Consider the following 19,539-nt stretch of genomic DNA (forward strand, 5'->3'; position numbering starts at 1 on the left):
CCCTTCGGCGTTCTACCTGCTTGGCGACGCTGCGTCAATGGCCGGAAGATCATCGTGCAGGGACCGCAACGCAGCCACCACCCGGGGCCAGGCTGCCGAGGCCGGGGAGATCAGCCCGAAATGCTCGCATTCCGGCAGCTCAATCAGCGTGGCCGGGCTGCCGACCGCCCGGGCCGCCGCCACCCATGAGCGACTGATCCCGATCGGGACCTGCTGATCTTGCGCACCGTGAACGACTACGCTCCGTGTTCGGATCGGTACCAATGCCGATGGGTCGGCTGCCGCGTACCGATCCGGGAACTCGGCCGGACCCCCGCCGATCAGCGCCGCCACCGCCCCGCCGTCCAGATCCAGCCGGTACGCCTCGACCAGGTCGGCGACGGGGGCCAGCGCGAGCACGCCGCCGACCGTCGCCGGGGCGTGCGCCGCCGTGTACAGCGCCAGGTGGCCACCCGCCGAGTGACCGACCAGGATCGGTGGCCCCGGCGCCACCCGTCCGGGCAGCGCGGCGGCCGCCAGCGCGGGCAGCGCGGCCACTCCGGCGAGCACGTCGGTGAGGGTGTTCGGCCAGCCGCCGTCGGCCTGCCCGGTACGTCGGTACTCCAGCTGGGCGACCGGATGGCCCAGCTCGGCCAGCGCGGCGGCCATCGGGCCGGTGTGGCCGCGGTCGTACTCGGCCCGCCAGAAGCCGCCGTGGACCACGACCACCAGTGGCCGGGCCGGGTCGTCGCCGGCCGGTCGGCGTAGATCGGCGAGCTGGTCCGGGTGATCGCCGTATGCGACCGTGGCGTCCGGCGGCGGAGACGGCTGGGTGAGCACGGCGCGCGGGTCAGCGGGCATGCCGGGGACGGTAGCGCCTCGGCCGCCGGCCTGGGGCGGGTGGCCCGGCCGGGTGGTTCGGGGGCGTCCAGCCGGTCCCGCCGAGCGCGGGTGGCGGGGGCTGGGTAAAGATGGGTGTCATGACCGAAGCGCGTTCCGCGGGACACAACGACGAGCAGGACAGGGACGGCATCCCCGGCACGGTGGTGGTGGTCGGGCCGGACGGTCGGCCGGTCGGCGCGGTGCAGACCGAGGAGGGGCAGGGCGAGGACCCGACCCGCCTGGTCGAACAGCCGGCCAAGGTGATGCGGATCGGCAGCATGATCAAGCAGCTGCTCGAGGAGGTCAAGGCGGCCCCCCTCGACGACGCCAGCCGCCACCGGATGCGCGAGATCCACGAGCGGTCGATCGTTGAGCTGAAGGAGGGCCTCGCCCCCGAGCTACGCGAGGAGCTGGAGCGGATCTCGCTGCCCTTCACCGAGGACAAGGCGCCCAGCGAGAGCGAGCTGCGAATCGCGCACGCCCAGCTGGTCGGCTGGCTGGAGGGGCTGTTCCACGGCATCCAGGCCGCGCTGGTCGCCCAGCAGATGGCTGCCCGGGTGCAGCTCGAGCAGATGCGCTCCGGCCGGGCGGCGCTGCCCAGCGGTCCCGGCGGGATGATCCCCGGCATGCCGGGCATGCCGCCGACCAACGAGGGGCACGCCCCCGGCCAGTACCTCTGATCGGGGACACGTGCCGCTGACCGGTCGGGGCGCACGCACCCGGCCGGTCAGGCCACCCCGAAGACCTGCTCCAGGTACGCGACCACGCCGTCCTCCTCGTTCGCCCCGGTCACCTCGTCGGCGATCTCCAGCACCGCCGGATGCGCGTTGGCGACGGCCACCGCCCGACCGGCCCAGGTCAGCATCGGCACGTCGTTCGGCATGTCCCCGAAGGCGAGCACGTCCCGCTCGTCGATTCCGAGCCGGGCCGCGTACCAGGCCAGGCCCGCCGCCTTGGTCACCCCGGCAGCGGAGATCTCCACCAGCCCGCTGTACGAGGAGTGGGTGGCCTCGGCCAGCCCCTGCAACGCCCCGGCGACCACCCGGACGAAGGCGTCCGGATCCTGCTCGCCGGCCCGGGCGAGCAGCTTGACCGCGGGTGCGGCGTGCAGCTCCTCCGGCGACTCGACCGCCCGGATCGCGTCGAGGTCGGCGTCCCAGCGCAGCGGATAGTGTGACTCGTGCCGCATCTGCCGGCTGTCCACGATCTCCACCGCGAAGCTCACCCCGGGCACCTCCGCCCGGAGCCGGCGAGCCACCTCGGCCAGCAGCTCGGGCGCGAGCGGATCGGCCCGCAGCACCTCGTCGGCGGCCGGGTCGTACACCACCGCGCCGTTCGCGCAGATTGCCGGCAGCGGCTCGGCGAGCTGCTCGTACACGAGCGGCAGCCAGCGGATCGGACGGCCGGTGACCAGCACGACCGGCGTGCCCGCAGCGGCGATCCGGGCCAGCACGGCCGCGGTACGCGGACTCAGCGTCCGGTCGTCCCGGAGCAACGTGCCGTCGATGTCGGTGGCGATCAGCCGAGGTGGTTCTCCCATCACCGGGAGAGTAGCCGGTCCAGGTAGACCGCGACCCCGTCGTCGTCGTTGCGCAGGGTGATCTCGTCGGCCGCCGCCCGGACGTCCGGATGGGCGTTCGCGACCGCCACCCGTGACCAGCCGGCCCAGCCGAACATCGGCAGGTCGTTGGGCTGGTCGCCGAAGACCAGCACCTCCGCCGGGTCGACGCCGAGCCGTTCGGCGATCACGCTCAGCCCGGTGGACTTGTCCACTCCGGGCGGGCAGATCTCGATGAAGCCGAGCCCGGCCTGGGTGAGCGTGGCCAGCTCCGGCGGGACGATCGTGCGGGCCACCGCCAGCAGCTCGTCCACGTGGTGGCCGGCGGTACGGGCGAATGCCTTGATCACGTCGCAGGAGAGACATTCTTCGCGGCTGCGCGCCTCGAACCGGTCCTGGTACGGCCAGCTCGCGTGGTAGTCGCCCCACAGCGGCGCGTCGTGCTCGTCCGACGCCTCCACCATCACGGTCAGCGGGCCGACCTCGGCCTCCAGATCGGCGAGGAGCCGGGCCAGCACCTCGCCGGCGAGCCGCTCGTCCCGCAGCACCAGCGGCCCTTCCGGATCACTCTGGTCGACCACCCGCCCGCCGCCGGCCATCACCAGGAAGTCGGCGGCGCGGATGTCGTTACGGGTCAGTTCGGTCAGGCGCGGTCCGCGGCCGGTCGCGCCGACCACCGGGATCCCGGCGGCGCGTACCCGGTCGAGCACCTCGTGGGTGTACGCGGAGACGGTGTCGTCGCTGCGGACGAGCGTGCCGTCGAGGTCGGTGGCGATCAGCTTGGGCAGTCCCGGGCGGGTCATGGTTCCTCCTTCGCCCGCCGCCGTCGCGCCGGCCGCCCTGGTCCTCGGTGCCTGGGCCCAGCGACGGCGGGCAGCAACCGTATCTCGCGGAACCGCCCGCAACCATGGCTTTTCGGCGAATCGGACACCAATCCGGGGCGTCCGGAGGGTGTCCGACCGCCCGGCTCAGCGTGGCGGCTCGGGCCGGGCGAACGGGGCGGTGGGCGCCACCGTGAGGTCGGCGGGCGCGGGTGGCAGCTCACCCTCGCGGGTCCGCGGTCGACCCGGCACCGGTCGTCCGTTCTCCGCCGCCCCGGGCTCGCCGTCCCGATCCGGCTCCGGGTCGATCGCCCGGCCGGACAGGTACAGCGCGGCCGCCAGCAGCACGACGGCCACGAAGGCGCTGACCAGTCCGCGCCCGTACTCGACCCGGAACCCCTCCACCGAGGGGTAGAAGAGCGTCCGCTGGCCGGCGTCGTCCAGGGACAGGGCGGCGGCGGTCAGCACGGCCAGCACCGCTGCGGCGAGGCCGACACCGGCGACCCGGGCGTTCTGCCGGACGGCGGCGGTGCCCCGGAGCGCGAGCGCCACCGCGCCGGCCAGGCCGAGCAGCCCCACCAGGTAGCCGACCCCGAAGCCGCCCACCTCCGAGACGCCGCCCGGGATCCGGATCGGGGTGGTGCCGTCCGGGCCGCCGTTCGGCACCGTCATCACCAGCCACTCGCCGACCAGGGAGGCGATCGCGGCCACCGCGGCGAGCCCCGCCAGCACCGGCGGCAGGCGATGGTCCCGGGCGAGGACGGTGAGGGAGCGGCCGGTCGACCGGCCGGCCGGGGCGGGGCCGGCGTCGCCCCACTCCACCACGGTCGTGCCGTCGGACCGGTCCTGCCTGGGGATGGGGGGATCCTGGGACATCGGCCACCTTCCGCGTGCGCGGGTCTGCGTCGAATCATGACACACCCGGCAGGCGGGGACGGGGATCGCAGACATCGCGCCGGTGCGGGGCCGACCGCTTTCGGATAGCGTCGACGCCATGCCTATCCGTACCGCTTCCGCACGTTGGCAGGGCAACCTCACCGAGGGCGCCGGCACGGTCCGCACCGGCAAGGGCGGTCTCACCGGCAACTATTCCTTCAAGTCCCGCTTCGAGGAGGGTGAGGGGACCAACCCCGAGGAGCTGATCGGCGCCGCGCACGCGAGCTGCTTCTCGATGGCCCTTTCCAAGCAGCTCGCCGACGCGGGCGCCACCGACACCTCGGTCGAGACCACGGCCAAGGTGCACTTCGACAAGACCGACGCGGGCATGACCGTGACCCGGATCGACCTGGAGACCGTCGGCCAGGTCCCGGGCATGGACGAGGCTCAGTTCACCAAGCTGGCCGAGGTGGCGAAGGAGAACTGCCCGATCTCCCGGCTGCTCTCCCCCGGCGCACAGATCGCCCTGACCGCCCGCCTCGCCTGACCTCGGCCCGCGCGACGCGCGTGGCCGCATATTCACGGAAAGGGTGCCCATCGGACTGCCGATGGCCACTCTTTCCGTGAATTGGTGCCGACCAGGAAGGAGTGACCGGGCGGCGTGGCCGTGGAGATGAGCCGGGAGCGGTTCGAGGAACTGGTCGGCGAGGCCCTCGACGAGGTGCCCGAGGAACTGCTCGGGCTGATGAGCAACGTGGTCATCCTGGTCGAGGACGATCCGCCCCCGGGCGAGGACCTGCTCGGCCTCTACGAGGGGCACGCCCTCACCGAACGGGGCTGGGACTACTCCGGTGTCCTGCCGGACCGCATCCTCATCTACCGCCGTCCCATCCTGCGCATCTGCGACTCCGAGGAGGACGTCGTCGAGGAGGTCGCGGTGACCGTGGTGCACGAGATCGCCCACCACTTCGGCATCGACGACGAGCGGCTGCACGGCCTCGGCTGGGGCTGACCGGGCCCGCGCCGCGCCCCGCTCGACCGATCCCCCACCTTGCGTGGTTCCCCTAACCTGCGGGCAGGCACACCCCGATGCAGGAGGAAAAAACCCATGCGCAGCGCGCTGTTCTCCGCGGAGAACCTTGAGAAGGAGTCCCAGCAGCCGGGCATGCGGCTGCAGAACTCCAAGATGCTGAAGATCGAGCTGAACGGCGAGGCGATGGCCCGGGTCGGGTCCATGGTCGCGTACCAGGGTCAGGTGCAGTTCCAGGCGCTCGGCTCCGGCGGCATCGGCAAGTTCATCAAGCAACGGCTCACCGGTGAGGGTGTCCCGCTGATGAAGCTCAGCGGCCGGGGCGACGTGTTCCTCGCCGACCTCGCCAAGGACGTGCACATCATCGACCTGGAGCCCGGCGATGCCCTGTCGATCAACGGCTCCAGCGTGCTCGCCTTCGAACCCACGCTCAGCTACGACATCAAGATGGTCAGCGGCGTGGGCTTCGCCTCGTCCGCGGGCCTGTTCAACTGCGTCTTCACCGGCCACGGCCGGATCGCCGTCACCACCAAGGGCACGCCGGTCGTGCTCAACGTGGACGCTCCGACCTACGTCGACCCGCAGGCCGCGGTCTGCTGGTCGGCAAACCTGCAGACCGGCTACCACCGGGCCGAGCAGCTCGGCCTCGGCACGCTCCTGGGTCGCAGCACCGGGGAGGCGTTCACCATGAGCTTCGCCGGTCAGGGCTTCGTCGTGGTCCAGCCGTCGGAGGAGCCGCCGGTGCAGGGCAGCGGGGCCCAGCAGCAGCAGGGCGGCCTGCTCGGCGGCCTGCTGCAGTGACCTTCGGCTACGCGGGGCGCCCGAGCCGGTCGTCCCCGCCCCGTCAGCTCAGCTCGCCGGCGCGCAGCCGGGCCAGCCAGGCCGCCGCGTCGGCGTAGTCGGCGTCGGAGAGACCGGCCGGTGCGGGGACCGGCCGGTCGATCGCCGCCGGGCTCCAGCGGTGCCGGGGGTACGACCCGAGGAAACGCACGTCCGCGCAGACCCGGCGCAGCCCCTGCAACGCCTCGCCGAGGCGTACGTCGGCGACGTGGCCGGTGCAGTCGAGGAAGAAGACGTAGCGGCCGAGTGCCTCGCCGGTCGGGCGGGACTCGATCCGGGTCAGGTTCACCCCACGGACGGCAAGCTCCATCAGCACGGACAGCAGCGCGCCCACCCGGTCGTGGGCGATGTAGACCGCCAGCGACGTCACGTCGTCGCCGGTCGGCGGCGGGGGCGGCCCCGGTCGGGAGACCAGCGCGAACCGGGTCACCGCGTCCGGATGGTCGGCGATCTTGTCGGCGAGCACCGCCAGTCGATGCCGGCCCGCGCCGATCGGGGCGCAGATCGCCGCGTCGTACTCGCCGGCCGCCGCGCCCGCCGCGGCGGCTCCGTTGGAGAGCACGTCGATCACTGTCGCGTCGGGCAGGTGGTCGCGGAGCCAGTTGCGGCACTGGGTGGACGCCTGCGGGTGCGCCGCCAGGCTCCGGACCTCGGCGAGCGAGGTGCCCGGACGGGCGGCGAGCACGAACTCGACCGGCAGGATCACCTCCCGGGTGATCACCAGTGGTTCCCCCTCGGCCAGCTCGTCGAGGGTCACCCCGACCGCGCCGCCGATGGAGTTCTCCAGCGGCACCAGGGCGGCGTCCGCCTCCCCGGCCCGCACCGCGTCCAGCGCCTCACCGACGCTGCGGGCCGGCGTCCGGCTGCCTCGCTCGGCGGCGGACACGGTACGTAGCGCCTGCTCGGCGAAGGTGCCCTCGGGGCCCAGGTAGACGAAGCGGGTCGGTGGTGTTCCCGGCATGGCGCCCAGCCTACGCACCGGGGACGGCGTCGCAGGCCAGAGCCCGGATGCCGGGCGGCCCGGCAGCGCGTACCTCGACGGAGCAGACGTCCGTCCCCGCGGTCACCAGCTCCAGGTCGGTGGGCTTGCCCCGGGTGACCACCTGGAGTTCCTCGTGCCCGCTCACCGTCAGCACGGTGTACTGCCAGTCCTCGGCGCAGAGCGGCCCGGACCGGACGGTGACCCGTACGTCGCGGGGCAGCACCCGGGCCCGGCCACGCAGCAGCAACACCACCCGGTCACCGGTGGGGCCGGACGCGCAGGGCTTGGCGGCGGGATCGGAAGGGCTCTGGGCGGGCGCGGCGGGCGTGGTGGGGGCGGCCGGCGTCGCGCTCGGCGTGGGGGTGGGGACGGCCGACGGGGCGACGACCGGGGTGGCCACCTGTCGTAGCTCGGGCGGAGCTCCGCAGCCGGCGAGGGCCAGCAGGGCGACCAGTGCCGCCGGAAGGCTCCGGCGGTGGGTGACAGGGCGGGGTGGGGTGGGTGACACGGTCCGATCCTGGGGCATCGACGTACGCCGTTACGGCTGACTGGTCGAGCCCATCGTAGGAGGATCGCCCGGTCGGGTGAAGGTCACGGGCGGATCCGGTGCCCGGCCCGCGCCGATCCAGTCATCGCCGCGGCCGGCCGGGAGTCGCCGGTCAGACCCGGGAGAAGAAGGTGAGCGACCCGGCGACCTCGCCCTCGGCGAGCACCGGGGTGGAGATGGCGTCCACCGTGGTCCCGGCACCGTCGCCCGGCTCCTGAACCCGGAGCAGCCCTCGGGCGAGCCGGCCGGAGTGCAGCGCGAGCAGCGGTGGGATCTTGTCGGACTCCTGCTCGGTCAGCTCGCTGGGCTGGGCGGTGAAGTCGACGAGGCGCAGCCCGCCCTCCAGCAGCGGCCGCCCGACCACGTCCTCCGGTGCGCCCAGGAAGAGCAGCTCGCAGCCCGCCGCGGAGATCGCCACCACGGTGGTGTCGCCGTCGATCAGCAGGCATGGCTCGGCGGCCCGGGAGACGATCCCCGACCACTGGCCGAAGTTGTCGGACTCCTGCTCGGCCGAGGTCCCCGCCGTCGCGGGGAAAACTTCCGAGAGCGAGAGTTCGACGTGGGCCACCGCGCCTCCTATGTACACCGACGGTCTGTCCACGCTAGCCGGTCATCACGACGACCGCCCGTCCGCGTTCGGTCCACCGGCGTTGCTCGGGTGCCCGGGGCGTCGGCGGGACCGGGGACGGATGTCGGTGGGATGAGTGCCCGGCGTCGGGCGGCCGACGACGGCGCGGCCGGCAGAACCACCGGGGGCGGACCCGCGGACCGCGTGGCGTCGCCGGAGACGTTACCGCCGGGCGGCCCGCTTGTCAGCGGCCGTTCGGCCTTCGTCGTACCACCGGTAGTCGGCCGCATGACGGTACGTGCCGTTGAGCCAGGTGGAGGGGGCCTGGGCGACCCGGGAGAGCTTCTCGGCGGTCGCCGGGCTGATCCGGTTGCCGCCAGCGACGAGCAGGCGGTCCAGCTCGCGGTGGGTGGCCATCAGGCAGTCCTTCGGCAGGCCGTACACGCTGATGACGCCGGATCCGACGAAGGTCAGCACCGGGCTGACCGGGATCGGCAGGCCCACCGCGTCGGACAGGGCCTTGCTCGCCCGCTTGGCGTCCCGGCGGGCCTCGGCCACATAGGGGGGACGCTTGCCGTTGATCTGCACGACGTCGCCGGCGACGAGCACCCGGGCGCGGCCGTGGTCGGCGATGGTGACGGCGAAGAGACCGCTCGGTCCGATGGCGAGGAATCCGGCCCGCTCGTCCTGACCGTTGTCGAGGAGGACGTCCACGACGTCCGTACGGGGCCACTCGATGACGTGCCACGCCGGCCCGAGGTGGTCGAGCTGGCCGAGGGCGCGGGCCCCGGCCGCCTCCAGTCGGCGGGCGCCCCGCTCGGCCCGGCGGCGACGGGCCCACTCGAGCGGGGTCGGCCGGGCCGGTTCGAGGATCGGGGTGGACTCCACCCGGGGGTGGGGCATGGCTGCGGGCGGCAGTGCCCGGGTGGGTACGGCTCGACGGGCGGGAAAGACAGTCATCGCGACCTCCGGCAAAAGGTCTCTCGAAGTTATGTCTCCACTACCCTACGTTGCCTACCCCGGTGCTCGGCAAGTTGGAGCGCCGGAATGAGTGCGGATGAATGCCATATTCATTCACACTTCTTTTTCCCGGATGGTGCGGAGGCCTGTCCTACGCTGCGATGGTGACCCACTACGTGGACAGCGAGGTCGGTCGGCTCGGCACCGTGCTGCTGCACCGCCCCGGGCCGGAACTCGCCCGCCTCACCCCACGCAACAACGACTCGTTGCTCTTCGACGCTATCCCATGGGTGGGCAGGGCACAGGAGGAGCATGACGCCTTCGCCGCCGCGCTGCGCGAACGCGGGGTGGAGGTGCTGTACCTCGCCGCCCTGCTGGCCGAGACGCTCGCCGTGCCGGACGCCCGGGCCGAGCTGACCGAGTTGGTGCTCCGCTCGCCCCGGCTGGGCGACACGCTGCGCCGGCGGGTCACCGACCACCTCGCCTACCTGGACCCGGCCGCCCTCGCCGACGTTCTCGTCGCCGGGCTGGCCCACGAGGAGCTGCGGATCGGCCGGGACCGGCCGGGCGGTCTGGTCTGGACCCTGATGGACCGGCACGACTTCGTCATCGACCCGCTGCCGAACCTGCTCTTCACCCGGGACTCCTCGCTATGGATCGGGGACCGGGTCGGGGTGACCAGCCTGGCCATGACCGCCCGGCGGCGGGAGACCAGCCTCACCGACGCCATCTACCGGCACCACCCGCGCTTCGCCGGCACCGAGTTCGTCTACCACCCTGAGCTGGAGCACCTGGAGGGCGGCGACGTGCTGCTGCTCGCACCGGGCGTGCTCGCCGTCGGGGTGGGTGAGCGAACCACCCCGGCCGGCGCGGAACGACTCGCCCGGCAGGTGTTCGCCGCCGGCCTGGCGCACACCATCCTGGTGGTGCCGATCGCCCAGGAGCGGGCCACCATGCACCTGGACACCGTCTGCACGATGGTCGACGTGGACGCGGTGCTGATGTATCCGAACATCGCCAGCTCGCTGTCGGCGTACACGGTCATCGCCGGGGCGGACGGCGACGAGCCCCGGGTGGACGGGCCGGCACCGTTCCTACGCGCCGCCGCCGACGCGATGGACCTGGACCAGCTCCGGGTGATCGACACCGGCCTCGACCCGGTCACCGCCGAGCGGGAGCAGTGGGACGACGGCAACAACACCCTCGCCCTGGCGCCCCGGCTCTGCGTCGGCTACGAGCGCAACGTGGAGACCAACGCCCAGCTGGAACGGGCCGGTATCGAGGTGATCCCGATCGCCGGCTCGGAGCTGGGCTCCGGCCGGGGCGGCCCGCGCTGCATGTCCTGCCCGCTGGTCCGCGAGCCGCTGAGCCGGTGACGACGACGGGCCCCGGCCGGAGCCGGGACCCGTCGGGCGGAAGATCAGCTCAGCGCAGGGTGAGCTGGCGGCCGAGCAGACCCTGTCGCGCCCGGCGCCCGGCGGCGTCCAGCGGCTCCTTCTCCTCCAGCGCCTCGGCGTACCGCTTGGCGAACCCGGTCACCGGCTCCTCCCAGTCGGTGGCCGGGACGCCCTCGGGCAGGTCCCAGACCGGTACCAGGCGCCCGTGCGCCCGGAACATGCCGGCGAAGCGGGTCCGCTCGCCGAGGGTCAGCGTGCCGGCCACGCTGAGCCGGGACAGCGCGTCCAGCGCCACGTCCTCGTCGTCGGGGAGCACCCAGCGCACGTGCGCCTTCTCCGGCACCTGGCACCAGTACGCGGCGCGGGCCGCCGCCAGCTTGACGGTCGGGTAGACCGCGGCGTTCGCCCGCTCCAGGGATGCCTGCACGGTCGGGTCGTCGGCGGCGCCCGGGTCCAACCAGAACTCGAAGCCGTCGTGCATGGTGATCTCCAGCGGCCCGTCCACCAGGACGTCCTGGAGGCGGGGGCCCGGGCCGGGCAGCGGCGGCACGGACACCTGGCCACCCGGCTCGGTGCGCAGGGCGCAGAGCAGCGCGTCGGCCAGGTCCCGGGAGACGTCGCCGGACTGCTGGTGGCGCTGGAGGCCGATGAAGACCCGCCCGTCCGGCTTGGTCATCGCCGGGGCGGCCGTCGGCAGCACGGTGGCCAGGGTGACCGGCCGGTCGCCGTACTCCTCGACCAGCTCCGGAGTCAGCCGCAGCGGCGCGGAGGCGGCCGGGACCAGTTCACGCAGGGCGATCCACTCCGGCTCGTCGACCAGGCCCTCGAACGGTCGAGGTACGAAGACGTCACGCACCTTCTCCCGCTTCGGGGTGGCTGCTTCGGCGGCCCGCTGGCTCTTCCGACGCTTGCTCATGCGGTCATCTCCCTCCGCTCGGCGCCCGCACGAGGCTCCACCGGACAGAGCCTGATGATTCGCTCGCTGCGCTCGCTCATGGCGAGACAGCCTAGATGCCGGGCCGGATCCGGGTGGGGTTGACCCGCCTCCGGACGACGGTCAACCCGCCACGACCAGGTCCTGGCGGGCCGAGCCGGTCGGCTCGAACTCTGCCCAGACGCTCTGGCCGAGACCGTCCCGCTCGACCCCCCAGCGGCTGGCCAGGCCGGCGACGATGTGCAGCCCGCGCCCGTCGATCGAGTCGGGGTCCGACGGCCGCATCAGCGGGCCCGAGGCCGACCCGCCGTCCGTCACCCGGAGCTGGACGGTCTGCCCGTCGATGCCGGACCGCAGCCGCCAGGCCACCCGGACCACGCCGCCGGGCAGCGGGTCCGCGTGGCGCACGGCGTTTCCGACCAGCTCGGCGAGGACCGCGACCAGGTCCGCCAGCAGCACCGGGGGTACGACGTCGGTCAGCTCGTCGGCGAGCCGGTGCCGGGCGAGGCGCGCTCCGGTCGCGTGGTGGGGCACCACCACGCACCACGATCGTTCGGCCGAACCCGTCGACACCGTCGTTCCTTCCGCCCCCTGCGCCGCCCCCAGGTCAACCCCGCGGCAGCCGCACCTCTGCGACCGTACCCCCACCGGTCCTCGGCCGGAGGGATACCCATCCATTCTGCTGTTCAACGATCTGGCGGACGAGATAGAGACCCAGCCCCGCCCCCGGGTAGCGCCGGCGATCGCCGGACTCGCCCTGCCAGAACCGGTCGAACGCCCGTTCCACGTGCTCCGGGCGGATGCCGATGCCCCGGTCGGCGACCCGGAAGGAGACGGTCCGCTCGTTCGCCTCTGCGGTGATCTCGATCGGGGTGTCCGGCAGCGAATACTTCCCGGCGTTGGTGCTCAGTTCGGTGAGCACGATGGCGGGGCTGTGCCGGTCACCCAGCGCCTTGGGCAGGTCGTCGGGGAGATCGAGGACGATCCGGTGCCGGACGTCCGCCGGCAGTTCGGTCACCGCGGTCCGCAGCGCGTCGCCGAGGTCGAACGGGGCGGCCGGCTCGCCGCCGGGCCGGTGCTCGGTGGCCGCGGTGAGCAGCCGGTCGACCAGTCGGGCGAGCTCGTTGGCGCGCTGTCCGATGATCATCGCGGCCTGCCGCCGGTCGTCGTCGCTGAGCGACTCCCAGTGGTCGGTGAGGGTGTCCGCGTACCCCTTGATCACGGTGACCGGGGTGCGCAGCTCGTGGCTGGTGACCGCGACGAACAGGTCCTGGCCGTGCTCACGGCGCTGCTGGTCGGTGATGTCCCGGAAGGTGACCACCCGCAGCCCGCCGGGGCCGGGCAGCTCCCCGGCGGTGATCCGCAGCCAGCGGCCGTCCAGCAGCTGGTGGTCCAGCACCCGGCCGGGCGGGGGGAGCGGAAACGGCAGCGGGCGGTTCAGCGCCTCGTCGGCCGGCCTGCCGGTCACCTGGACCGCGGCCGGGTTCCAGAGCCGTACGTGGTGCTCCCGGTCCACCACCGCCAGGCCGTCGGCGAGCGCCGCCACCACCGGGCCGTCGCCGTGCACCGGCAGGCCGGTCTGGTCGCCGTACATGTGGCCGATGCAGGCGGCGACGTACCCGACGACGGCGCGCTGGGAGGCGTCGAGCGGCTCCCCCTCCGGGTAGAGGGCGTGCAGGCTGCCCACGGTCAGGCCGCCGATCTCGGCACGCGCGACGATCATCCGGCACAGCCCCCGCCCGGCCACCTCCACGGCGAGCGTGCCCGGGATGGCGTCCACCCGGACCTCGCGTACCGGGGGGCCGGCGAGCAGGCAGACGGTGGCCGGGTCGGTGGCCGGCAGCGGCCGCCCGACGACGAACTCGGCGCTGCCGGTCGCGGCGATCACCCGCCCGCCAGCGGGCGCCAACTCCACCCAGACCAGGCCGGCCGCGCCGACGGCCGGCTGCACCACCCGGAGCAGCTGGGTCAGCACGGAGAGGCCGGACTCACCAGCGTTGATCATGGCGATCACGTCGGTGTGGCCGGCGATGAGGGCGCTGAAGTCGGTTCGCTCCGGCATGTCCCGAGTGTGCCGCGCCGACCGGTCCGGGGACACCCCCGGCCGGGCCGGCGGACGGGGCTCAACGGCCCAACCGGGTCAGGGTCCGGGCGGGTCGGTCGGTGATCACGCCGTCCACCCCGGCGGCCAGCACCAGTTCCAGGTCCACCGGATCGTTCACCGTCCAGACGTAGACCTGGTTGCCGGCGGCCCGCAGCGCGGGCAGGAGCTGCGGCCGGGCCCGGACCAGGCCGATCCCCGGTCCGGCGATCCGGGTGCCGAACGGCAGCCGACCCAGCCGCAGCCAGCGCGGCAGCACCTCCAGCAGCAGCACCGTGGGCAGGCCGGGCGCGAGCTCGCGGATCCGGCGTAGGGCGAGCGGGGAGAAGGACATCACGGTCACCTGGACCGGGTCGTCCGGCGTCGGATCGGCCAGCCCGTAACCGCGCAGCAGGGCGACCAGCCGGCGTTCCACGTCCCGGCCGTACCGCGAGGGGTGCTTGGTCTCGATCAGCAGCCGGACCGGCCGGCCGGCGGCCAGCACGGCGTCGAGCAGCCGCTCCAGGGTGAGCAGCCGGGTGTGCGACTCGTCGAGCTGTTCGTCCCCGTCGACGGCCGGCACCCCCGGATGCCAGGAACCGAAGTCCAGCGCCTCAAGCTCGGCGAGGGTGCGCGCGCTGACCAGCCCGTGACCGTTGCTGGTCCGGTCCAGCCGGCGGTCGTGCACGCAGACCAGGTGCCCGTCGCGGGTGAGCCGGACATCGCACTCCAGCCCGTCGGCACCCTCGTCGAGGGCGCGCAGGTACGCGGCGAGGGTGTGCTCCGGCAGGTCGTGCGAGGAGCCGCGGTGCGCGAAGACCAGGGGGGTGGTCATGCCGCCGGCGCGTCTCAGGCGACCCGGCCCGGCTGCCCGTCGTCGGTGACCACGGGCCGGCCGGCGGCGGCCCAGTCGCCCATCCCACCCTCGACGTTGCGCACCTGGTCCCAGCCGTTGCGCATGAGGTAGCCGACGACCTGCGCGGAGCGTCCACCGGAGCGGCAGATCACCGCCACCTCGCGGTCGTCGGGCACCTCGGCGATCCGGGCTGGCAGCTCGGTTATCGGCAGGTGGTGAGCGGCCGGCGCGTGGCCGGCCGCCCACTCGTCGTCCTCCCGGACGTCGAGCAGGTAGGTGTCGTCGGGCACGGCCGACGCGGGCACGCTGGGAACCTGGGGTCCGAACACGGCTACCAAGCCTAGCCGGCCGTCCCGGTCACAGTCGGTTGACCCAGCGGGGATTGGCCCCGGCCCAGGCCGGCATCCGGGTGTCGCGGAGCGCGTCGAAGAGACCACCGGCGTCGTTGTCCAGCACCACGTACGAGACCTCGCCGATGGTCTGCGGGTGCGAAGGCACCCGTACCCCCTGAAGGGCGTCCGCGGGCAGCGACCGCAGCGCGAGGAGCAGATCCTCCAGGGGTACGCCGTTGGTGTCCACGGTCAGCGCGCCGCCGACCGCCCGCAGCACCCGGTCCAGCTTGACCGGGTCGTTGCGCAGGTGGGCCTCGCCGGCCTTGTCGAGCACCGCGCGGAGCATCTGCTGCTGGTGCCGTTGCCGGTCGTAGTCGCCGCCGGGCAGGTCGTAGCGCTGGCGCACGTAGTCCAGGGTGCGGGCGCCGTCCATCTGCTGGCAGCCCGGGGTGAAGAGGGTCTTGGTGTGGATCGAGCGCACCTCGGTGTCCACGCACATCCGGATGCCGCCGAGCAGGTCGATGACCTGCTTGAACCCGGTGAAGTCGACCAGGGCGGCGCCGTCGAACCGGATCCCGGTGAGCCGGGTGAGCGTGGCGGAGAGCAGTTGGGCCCCCGCCTCACCACCGCCGCCGTGCTCGTAGGCCGCGTTGATCTTGTCCTGGCCGCCGCCGTACCCGGGCGCCGCCGGGATGGCGACGAGCAGATCGCGTGGGATCGAGATCAGGTACGCCTGCCGCATGCCGGCCGGCACGTGCACGATCAGGATGGTGTCCGAGCGCTCGTCCTCCGGGCTCGCGCCGGGCCGGTGGTCCGAGCCGATGAGCAGGTAGTTGAGCGGGTGCGACAGGTCGGTGCGTCCCTCGCGTGCCGGGTCGGCGAGCAGTTGCTGCCGGGTGACCGTGCGGTCGTACCGGTTGGTGAGAAAGTGCAGGCCGGCGACGCCGAGCGCGGCGAGCAGGACCAGGACCAGCCCGGCACGGACGAGGAACCGGGCCCAGCGGGCGGGTCGACCCCGCCCGCGTCCGGTCCGTGCCGCCCTGGACGTGACACCCCTCCCCGTCGCCGTACGTGAGTCCGTCTCACGTCAGGCTACGGACCGGGCGCCCCGGCGGTGGCCGCTTTTGCCGCAGCTACCGCCGGGTAAGGGTCATTTCCGGGTGGAGAGGACGGCCGGGTTCGCCACCACGAAGTCGGCCAGCTTGTCGTTCTTGACCGCGTGGAACATCTGCCGGCTCGTCTCGTTGAGCATCTCTCGGCCGCTGGCCGCGGTGGAGAAGCTGCCCCCGTTGGTGCGCAGGGTGACCAGATCGTTCCCGGTCACGCCCTTGAGGGTGAAGATGAAATCGGCGATCGGTGCGCTACCGGTGTCCAGCACGAGGGCCTTGCCGGCCGCGTCGATCAACTGCTTCAGCTTGAGCGGGTTGGTCAGCACGCCCTTGTCGGTGGCCTTCTTCGCCATCGCCTTGATCAGTTGCTGCTGGTTCTGCTGGCGGTCGTAGTCGCCGTTCGGCAGGCCGTAGCGCTGGCGGGCGTAGTCGAGCGCCGCCCAGCCCGGCATCTCCCGGCAGCCCTTCTTGTGCACCACCGGGGTCATCGCCTTGCCGGTCTTCTTCGCGTCCGCGTTCCACATCGGCTTGCCGTCGACCATCGACATGTGGTGCGACTTCACTTCATGGCTGACGCAGATCCGCACGGTGCCGAGGGCGTCGATGACGTTCTTGAAGCCGCCGAAGTTGATGATCGCCGCGCCGTCGAAGCTGATCCCGGTCATGTTCTTGATGGTCTTGGCCATCAACTGGGCGCCGCCCTCCCAGCCGCCACCCTTCTGCGCACCGAAGTAAAAGGCCGCGTTGATCTTGTCAACCCCACCGTTGTAGCCGTGCTTGGGGTCGGGTGGGATCTGCGCCTCGGTGTCCCGGGGGATCGAGATCAGGTACGCCTGGTCGTGGCTGGCCGGGATGTGGAGGATGATGATCGTGTCGGAGCGGACGTTGTCCGCCGCCCAGCGCTCCCGGGCGTCGACGCCGAGCAGCAGCATGTCGATCGGGCCATCCAGGCTGGCGCCGCCCTCGGCGTCCGACTTGCCCGCGTCGCCGAGCAGGTTGCGCTGGGCGATCCCGCTGGTGGCCTGACCGATGAGTGCCTTGCTGCCGACGATCGCGATGCCACTGGTCATCATCAGCACCGCGCCGAAGATCAGCGTGAGGCGGGCCCAGAGCGGATCCTTCTGCTTTGTCCGCTTCTTTCTTCCGCCGGGACCGCGACCGCCGCCCGGGCCGGGCTGGGTCGGAATGACCGGGGGCACCCGCCCGGGTGCTCCGGGATCCAGCGACTGGGGGCGATGGCTGGTCTGAACCGGCATGCGTGCTCCAGCTCGATGATCGGAGGGGCGGGACCACTGTACGTATCAGTTCCCGTCTTGGCGACCTCATCTGCTGGCCATCACCGCTTAACCCGGCGGCCGTCCAGGGGGTATGACCGAACGGTCGAGGAAAAGCAACCGGTCGGCGGTTGGCCCACCGTGGGGCGGGCCTTGACCGCCGACCGGTCGGGCTGCGCGCCGGGGCGCTCAGCCGCCGTTGCCCGTGCCGTCCGCCGGCAGGTTGGCCTTCACCCAGTCACCCATCGTGTCCGAGGCGATGGCCCTGTACATCGCCAGCGCCTTCTCCCGGTCGGAGACCACCACCGACTGGCCGTCGACGTCCTGGCCACCGAGGTTAGGACTGGTCAGGAAAGTCAGGTTCTCGCCGCGCAGGTTCCGGAACTCCAGCGCCATGTCGGTCACCGAGAAGTCCTTGTCCACGGTGACCGCGGCGGTGACCGCCTTGAGGAAGCTGTTCAGCTTCTTCGGGTTGGTCAGCGTGCCGGTGCTGGCCGCCTTGTCCATCAGTGCCTTGAGGAACTCCTGCTGGTGGCGCATCCGGGCGAAGTCGCCGTCCGGGAACTGCTTGCGCTGCCGGACCCAGTCCAGTGCCTCGGCGCCGTTCATGTGGTTCACGCCCTTGGTGAACGTCCGGTACGGCTTGTGGATCGAGGTGACGGTCCGCTCCACCTTCAGGTCAACGCCGCCCAGGGCGTCGGTGACCTCCTTGAACCCGGCGAAGTCGATCGCCATGACGTGGTCGATCCGGACGTCGGTGAAGCACTCCACGGTCTTCACCGCGAGCGGCAGGCCACCGAACGCGAACGCCGCGTTGATCTTGTTGCGGGAGCCGGAGTCGCAGGTCGCGCCGGCGTTCTCCGGGATCGGCACGTACAGGTCGCGCGGGATGGAGACCAGGTAGGCCGCCTTGTGGTCGGCCGGGACGTGCATGAGGATGATCGTGTCCGAGCGCCACTTGCCGGAGCCGTCCACCGGTGCGTCCGGGTCCCGCGAGTCGCTGCCCACCATCAGGATGTTCAGCGCCCCGTCGACCGTCTTCGCCGGCCGGCCGCCGGTGATCTCCGAGAACGGGTCGGTCCGGGCCAGGTCGTTGTTGAGGTTGCGGGCGTAGAGCCACGCACCCGCGCCGCCGAGCAGCGCGAGCACCAGCACCGCAACGCCGGCCACCAGGCCGATCCGGCCCCAACGTGGGCGGGGACCCCGCCGCCCCGGGCCACCGGCGCCGCCGGACCCGCCGGGGCCGGACGGTCCGCCCGGGCCGCCGGGCCCGCCGGAACGCGGCTCCTCGTACGCCGGGTACCGGCGCGTGTCGGTCGCACGGACCCGCCCGGCGTTGTCCCGGCCGGGCCCGGGAACCGAGGCGCGGCCCGCGCTGCGACTCAGGTACGGGAGCGGGGCGCCGGCAGGCATGGTCGCTGACATGTAACCGAGGGTAGGTCGATCGGGCCAGTGCCGCCCTGAGGTGGCGCCGGGTGTCAGCCTCCTTCCAGCCGGGATCAGTACCCTAGCCGCCCGCGGAAGTACTCGATCGTGCGTCGGAGGCCGTCTTCGGGCGCCACGGCGGGCTCGTATCCGAGAAGCTCGCGGGCGAGGGTCAGGTCGGGGCGGCGCATCTCCGGATCGTCCGAGCTGCGGGTGATGTAGCTCACCTCGGAGCTGCTTCCGGTGAGTGACACGATCGTCTCGGCGAGTTGCCGCATCGACATCTCGTGCTCGGTGCCGCAGTTGATCGGGCCGGTCTCGGTCGAGTCGAGCAGCAGCAGGATGCCCCGGACCAGGTCGTCGACGTAGCAGATCGAGCGGGTCTGGTTGCCGGTGCCGTGCACCGTGATCGGCTCGCCGCGCAGCGCCTGGGAGATGAAGGTCGGGATGGCCCGGCCGTCGTCCGGTCGCATCCGCGGCCCGTACGTGTTGAAGATCCGGACGATCGCCGTGTCGGTGCCCCGGCTGCGGTGGTACGCCATGGTGGCCGCCTCCGAGAAGCGCTTCGCCTCGTCGTAGACGCTCCGGATGCCGATCGGGTTGACGTTGCCCCAGTACGTCTCGCGCTGCGGGTGCTCCTTCGGGTCCCCGTACGCCTCGGAGGTGGAGGCCATCAGGAACCGGGCGCCGTCGGCGGTGGCCCGCTCCAGCAGGTGCAGGGTGGCCACCGAGCCGACCCGGAGGATCTCCACCGGCAGCTTCTCGAAGTCGGTCGGGCTGGCCGGAGAGGCCATGTGCAGGATCGCGTCGAACCGCTCGGCCAGGGCCGGGTGGTCGGTCGGCAGCCCCTCGGCGATGTCCGCCTCGACCAGCGTGAAGGTCGGCGTGTCGAGCAGGTGGGCCACGTTTTCCTTGGCGCCGGTGACGAAGTTGTCCAGCACCACGACCGTGCAGCCGCGCTCGATGAGCCGGTCGACCAGGTGAGACGGCACGAAGCCGGCGCCGCCGGTGACGAGAATCCGGTGTCCGGCGCCGAATCGGGAAGCGACCTTCATGCTGGCCAGCCTACTCAAAGGGGCGGGTGGGAGC

At 72.6% G+C, this 19,539-nt stretch carries 22 protein-coding genes; 5 read left to right on the top strand and 17 right to left on the bottom strand.

The genetic code is table 11. The annotated features are described in order from the left end of the window. Nucleotides 1-12: 12 nt before the first annotated feature. Nucleotides 13-840: an alpha/beta hydrolase family protein gene (locus tag ACL02O_RS00655; protein ID WP_412815939.1), complete on the bottom strand. Its 828-nt coding sequence runs from the start codon at nt 838-840 to the stop codon at nt 13-15. 110 nt (nt 841-950) lie between these two features. Here ACL02O_RS00655 and ACL02O_RS00660 point away from each other — a divergent pair, with 110 nt between their 5' ends. After that, entirely contained in the window at nt 951-1,541 is a 591-nt protein-coding gene (locus ACL02O_RS00660; RefSeq protein WP_412815940.1) for a bacterial proteasome activator family protein, read from the top strand. Between the two features lie 47 nt (nt 1,542-1,588). Here the strand turns inward: ACL02O_RS00660 and ACL02O_RS00665 are convergent, their stop codons facing one another. From ACL02O_RS00665 to ACL02O_RS00675, 3 genes are all read right to left on the bottom strand, one after another. Further along, nucleotides 1,589-2,401: an HAD family hydrolase gene (locus ACL02O_RS00665; RefSeq protein WP_412815941.1), complete on the bottom strand. Its 813-nt coding sequence runs from the start codon at nt 2,399-2,401 to the stop codon at nt 1,589-1,591. Continuing rightward, entirely contained in the window at nt 2,401-3,222 is an 822-nt protein-coding gene (locus tag ACL02O_RS00670; protein ID WP_412815942.1) for an HAD family hydrolase, read from the bottom strand. The genes ACL02O_RS00665 and ACL02O_RS00670 overlap by 1 nt, the downstream gene beginning before the upstream one ends. Before the next feature lie 165 nt (nt 3,223-3,387). Further along, entirely contained in the window at nt 3,388-4,116 is a 729-nt protein-coding gene (locus ACL02O_RS00675; protein ID WP_412815943.1) for a hypothetical protein, read from the bottom strand. A gap of 118 nt (nt 4,117-4,234) precedes the next feature. Here ACL02O_RS00675 and ACL02O_RS00680 point away from each other — a divergent pair, with 118 nt between their 5' ends. The 3 genes from ACL02O_RS00680 (at nt 4,235) to ACL02O_RS00690 (ending at nt 5,947) form a co-directional block, all read left to right on the top strand. Next, a complete protein-coding gene (locus ACL02O_RS00680) occupies nt 4,235-4,663 on the top strand; it encodes an OsmC family protein (RefSeq protein WP_412815944.1) in 429 nt (142 codons plus the stop codon). Nucleotides 4,664-4,783: 120 nt separating this feature from the next. Then, nucleotides 4,784-5,128, top strand: coding sequence for a metallopeptidase family protein (locus tag ACL02O_RS00685; RefSeq protein WP_412815984.1), 345 nt, complete (start codon nt 4,784-4,786; stop codon nt 5,126-5,128). Nucleotides 5,129-5,224: 96 nt separating this feature from the next. Then, the gene (locus tag ACL02O_RS00690; protein ID WP_412815945.1) at nt 5,225-5,947 is read left to right on the top strand and encodes an AIM24 family protein; all 723 of its coding nucleotides are present in this window, start codon (nt 5,225-5,227) and stop codon (nt 5,945-5,947) included. A gap of 43 nt (nt 5,948-5,990) precedes the next feature. On the opposite strand, the gene pheA is transcribed toward ACL02O_RS00690, so the two are convergent. From pheA to ACL02O_RS00710, 4 genes are all read right to left on the bottom strand, one after another. Next, nucleotides 5,991-6,947: a prephenate dehydratase gene (gene pheA, locus ACL02O_RS00695; protein ID WP_412815946.1), complete on the bottom strand. Its 957-nt coding sequence runs from the start codon at nt 6,945-6,947 to the stop codon at nt 5,991-5,993. A 10-nt stretch (nt 6,948-6,957) separates the two neighbouring features. Further along, nucleotides 6,958-7,494 (bottom strand): hypothetical protein, encoded by a 537-nt coding sequence (locus ACL02O_RS00700; RefSeq protein ID WP_412815947.1) that lies wholly within the window; start codon nt 7,492-7,494, stop codon nt 6,958-6,960. Nucleotides 7,495-7,627: 133 nt separating this feature from the next. After that, nucleotides 7,628-8,083: a PAS domain-containing protein gene (locus ACL02O_RS00705; protein ID WP_412815948.1), complete on the bottom strand. Its 456-nt coding sequence runs from the start codon at nt 8,081-8,083 to the stop codon at nt 7,628-7,630. A gap of 222 nt (nt 8,084-8,305) precedes the next feature. After that, nucleotides 8,306-9,043, bottom strand: coding sequence for a hypothetical protein (locus ACL02O_RS00710; RefSeq protein WP_412815949.1), 738 nt, complete (start codon nt 9,041-9,043; stop codon nt 8,306-8,308). 161 nt (nt 9,044-9,204) lie between these two features. Here ACL02O_RS00710 and ACL02O_RS00715 point away from each other — a divergent pair, with 161 nt between their 5' ends. Further along, nucleotides 9,205-10,419: an arginine deiminase gene (locus ACL02O_RS00715; protein ID WP_412815950.1), complete on the top strand. Its 1,215-nt coding sequence runs from the start codon at nt 9,205-9,207 to the stop codon at nt 10,417-10,419. Nucleotides 10,420-10,468: 49 nt separating this feature from the next. Here the strand turns inward: ACL02O_RS00715 and ACL02O_RS00720 are convergent, their stop codons facing one another. The 9 genes from ACL02O_RS00720 to ACL02O_RS00760 all read right to left on the bottom strand — a co-directional run bounded on the left by ACL02O_RS00720 (nt 10,469) and on the right by ACL02O_RS00760 (nt 19,505). Further along, a complete protein-coding gene (locus ACL02O_RS00720) occupies nt 10,469-11,356 on the bottom strand; it encodes a DUF5926 family protein (RefSeq protein WP_412815951.1) in 888 nt (295 codons plus the stop codon). Between the two features lie 141 nt (nt 11,357-11,497). Further along, the gene (locus ACL02O_RS00725; protein ID WP_412815985.1) at nt 11,498-11,914 is read right to left on the bottom strand and encodes an ATP-binding protein; all 417 of its coding nucleotides are present in this window, start codon (nt 11,912-11,914) and stop codon (nt 11,498-11,500) included. Nucleotides 11,915-11,981: 67 nt separating this feature from the next. After that, entirely contained in the window at nt 11,982-13,436 is a 1,455-nt protein-coding gene (locus tag ACL02O_RS00730) for a sensor histidine kinase (protein WP_412815952.1), read from the bottom strand. Between the two features lie 61 nt (nt 13,437-13,497). After that, nucleotides 13,498-14,289: a glycerophosphodiester phosphodiesterase gene (locus tag ACL02O_RS00735; RefSeq protein ID WP_412815953.1), complete on the bottom strand. Its 792-nt coding sequence runs from the start codon at nt 14,287-14,289 to the stop codon at nt 13,498-13,500. Between the two features lie 14 nt (nt 14,290-14,303). Beyond that, the gene (locus ACL02O_RS00740) at nt 14,304-14,639 is read right to left on the bottom strand and encodes a rhodanese-like domain-containing protein (RefSeq protein WP_412815954.1); all 336 of its coding nucleotides are present in this window, start codon (nt 14,637-14,639) and stop codon (nt 14,304-14,306) included. A 28-nt stretch (nt 14,640-14,667) separates the two neighbouring features. Further along, nucleotides 14,668-15,402 (bottom strand): LCP family protein, encoded by a 735-nt coding sequence (locus tag ACL02O_RS00745; RefSeq protein ID WP_459560878.1) that lies wholly within the window; start codon nt 15,400-15,402, stop codon nt 14,668-14,670. A gap of 390 nt (nt 15,403-15,792) precedes the next feature. Further along, nucleotides 15,793-17,007, bottom strand: a complete 1,215-nt coding sequence (locus tag ACL02O_RS00750; protein ID WP_412815955.1) for an LCP family protein — start codon at nt 17,005-17,007, stop codon at nt 15,793-15,795. A gap of 207 nt (nt 17,008-17,214) precedes the next feature. Continuing rightward, nucleotides 17,215-18,450: an LCP family protein gene (locus ACL02O_RS00755; RefSeq protein WP_412815956.1), complete on the bottom strand. Its 1,236-nt coding sequence runs from the start codon at nt 18,448-18,450 to the stop codon at nt 17,215-17,217. Between the two features lie 74 nt (nt 18,451-18,524). Further along, nucleotides 18,525-19,505, bottom strand: a complete 981-nt coding sequence (locus tag ACL02O_RS00760) for an NAD-dependent epimerase/dehydratase family protein (protein ID WP_412815957.1) — start codon at nt 19,503-19,505, stop codon at nt 18,525-18,527. Nucleotides 19,506-19,539 lie beyond the last annotated feature (34 nt).

The organism is Micromonospora mangrovicola (assembly GCF_047200535.1).
GTDB lineage: Bacteria > Actinomycetota > Actinomycetes > Mycobacteriales > Micromonosporaceae > Micromonospora.

Bases quoted from the DNA above. Each gene is read 5' to 3' on its own strand.
- ACL02O_RS00655 (WP_412815939.1), bottom strand. From the start codon at position 840: ATGCCCGCTGACCCGCGCGCCGTGCTCACCCAGCCGTCTCCGCCGCCG.
- ACL02O_RS00660 (WP_412815940.1), top strand. From the start codon at position 951: ATGGGTGTCATGACCGAAGCGCGTTCCGCGGGACACAACGACGAGCAG.
- ACL02O_RS00665 (WP_412815941.1), bottom strand. From the start codon at position 2,401: ATGGGAGAACCACCTCGGCTGATCGCCACCGACATCGACGGCACGTTG.
- ACL02O_RS00670 (WP_412815942.1), bottom strand. From the start codon at position 3,222: ATGACCCGCCCGGGACTGCCCAAGCTGATCGCCACCGACCTCGACGGC.
- ACL02O_RS00675 (WP_412815943.1), bottom strand. From the start codon at position 4,116: ATGTCCCAGGATCCCCCCATCCCCAGGCAGGACCGGTCCGACGGCACG.
- ACL02O_RS00680 (WP_412815944.1), top strand. From the start codon at position 4,235: ATGCCTATCCGTACCGCTTCCGCACGTTGGCAGGGCAACCTCACCGAG.
- ACL02O_RS00690 (WP_412815945.1), top strand. From the start codon at position 5,225: ATGCGCAGCGCGCTGTTCTCCGCGGAGAACCTTGAGAAGGAGTCCCAG.
- pheA (WP_412815946.1), bottom strand. From the start codon at position 6,947: ATGCCGGGAACACCACCGACCCGCTTCGTCTACCTGGGCCCCGAGGGC.
- ACL02O_RS00700 (WP_412815947.1), bottom strand. From the start codon at position 7,494: ATGCCCCAGGATCGGACCGTGTCACCCACCCCACCCCGCCCTGTCACC.
- ACL02O_RS00710 (WP_412815949.1), bottom strand. From the start codon at position 9,043: ATGACTGTCTTTCCCGCCCGTCGAGCCGTACCCACCCGGGCACTGCCG.
- ACL02O_RS00715 (WP_412815950.1), top strand. From the start codon at position 9,205: ATGGTGACCCACTACGTGGACAGCGAGGTCGGTCGGCTCGGCACCGTG.
- ACL02O_RS00720 (WP_412815951.1), bottom strand. From the start codon at position 11,356: ATGAGCAAGCGTCGGAAGAGCCAGCGGGCCGCCGAAGCAGCCACCCCG.
- ACL02O_RS00730 (WP_412815952.1), bottom strand. From the start codon at position 13,436: ATGCCGGAGCGAACCGACTTCAGCGCCCTCATCGCCGGCCACACCGAC.
- ACL02O_RS00735 (WP_412815953.1), bottom strand. From the start codon at position 14,289: ATGACCACCCCCCTGGTCTTCGCGCACCGCGGCTCCTCGCACGACCTG.
- ACL02O_RS00750 (WP_412815955.1), bottom strand. From the start codon at position 17,007: ATGCCGGTTCAGACCAGCCATCGCCCCCAGTCGCTGGATCCCGGAGCA.
- ACL02O_RS00755 (WP_412815956.1), bottom strand. From the start codon at position 18,450: ATGTCAGCGACCATGCCTGCCGGCGCCCCGCTCCCGTACCTGAGTCGC.
- ACL02O_RS00760 (WP_412815957.1), bottom strand. From the start codon at position 19,505: ATGAAGGTCGCTTCCCGATTCGGCGCCGGACACCGGATTCTCGTCACC.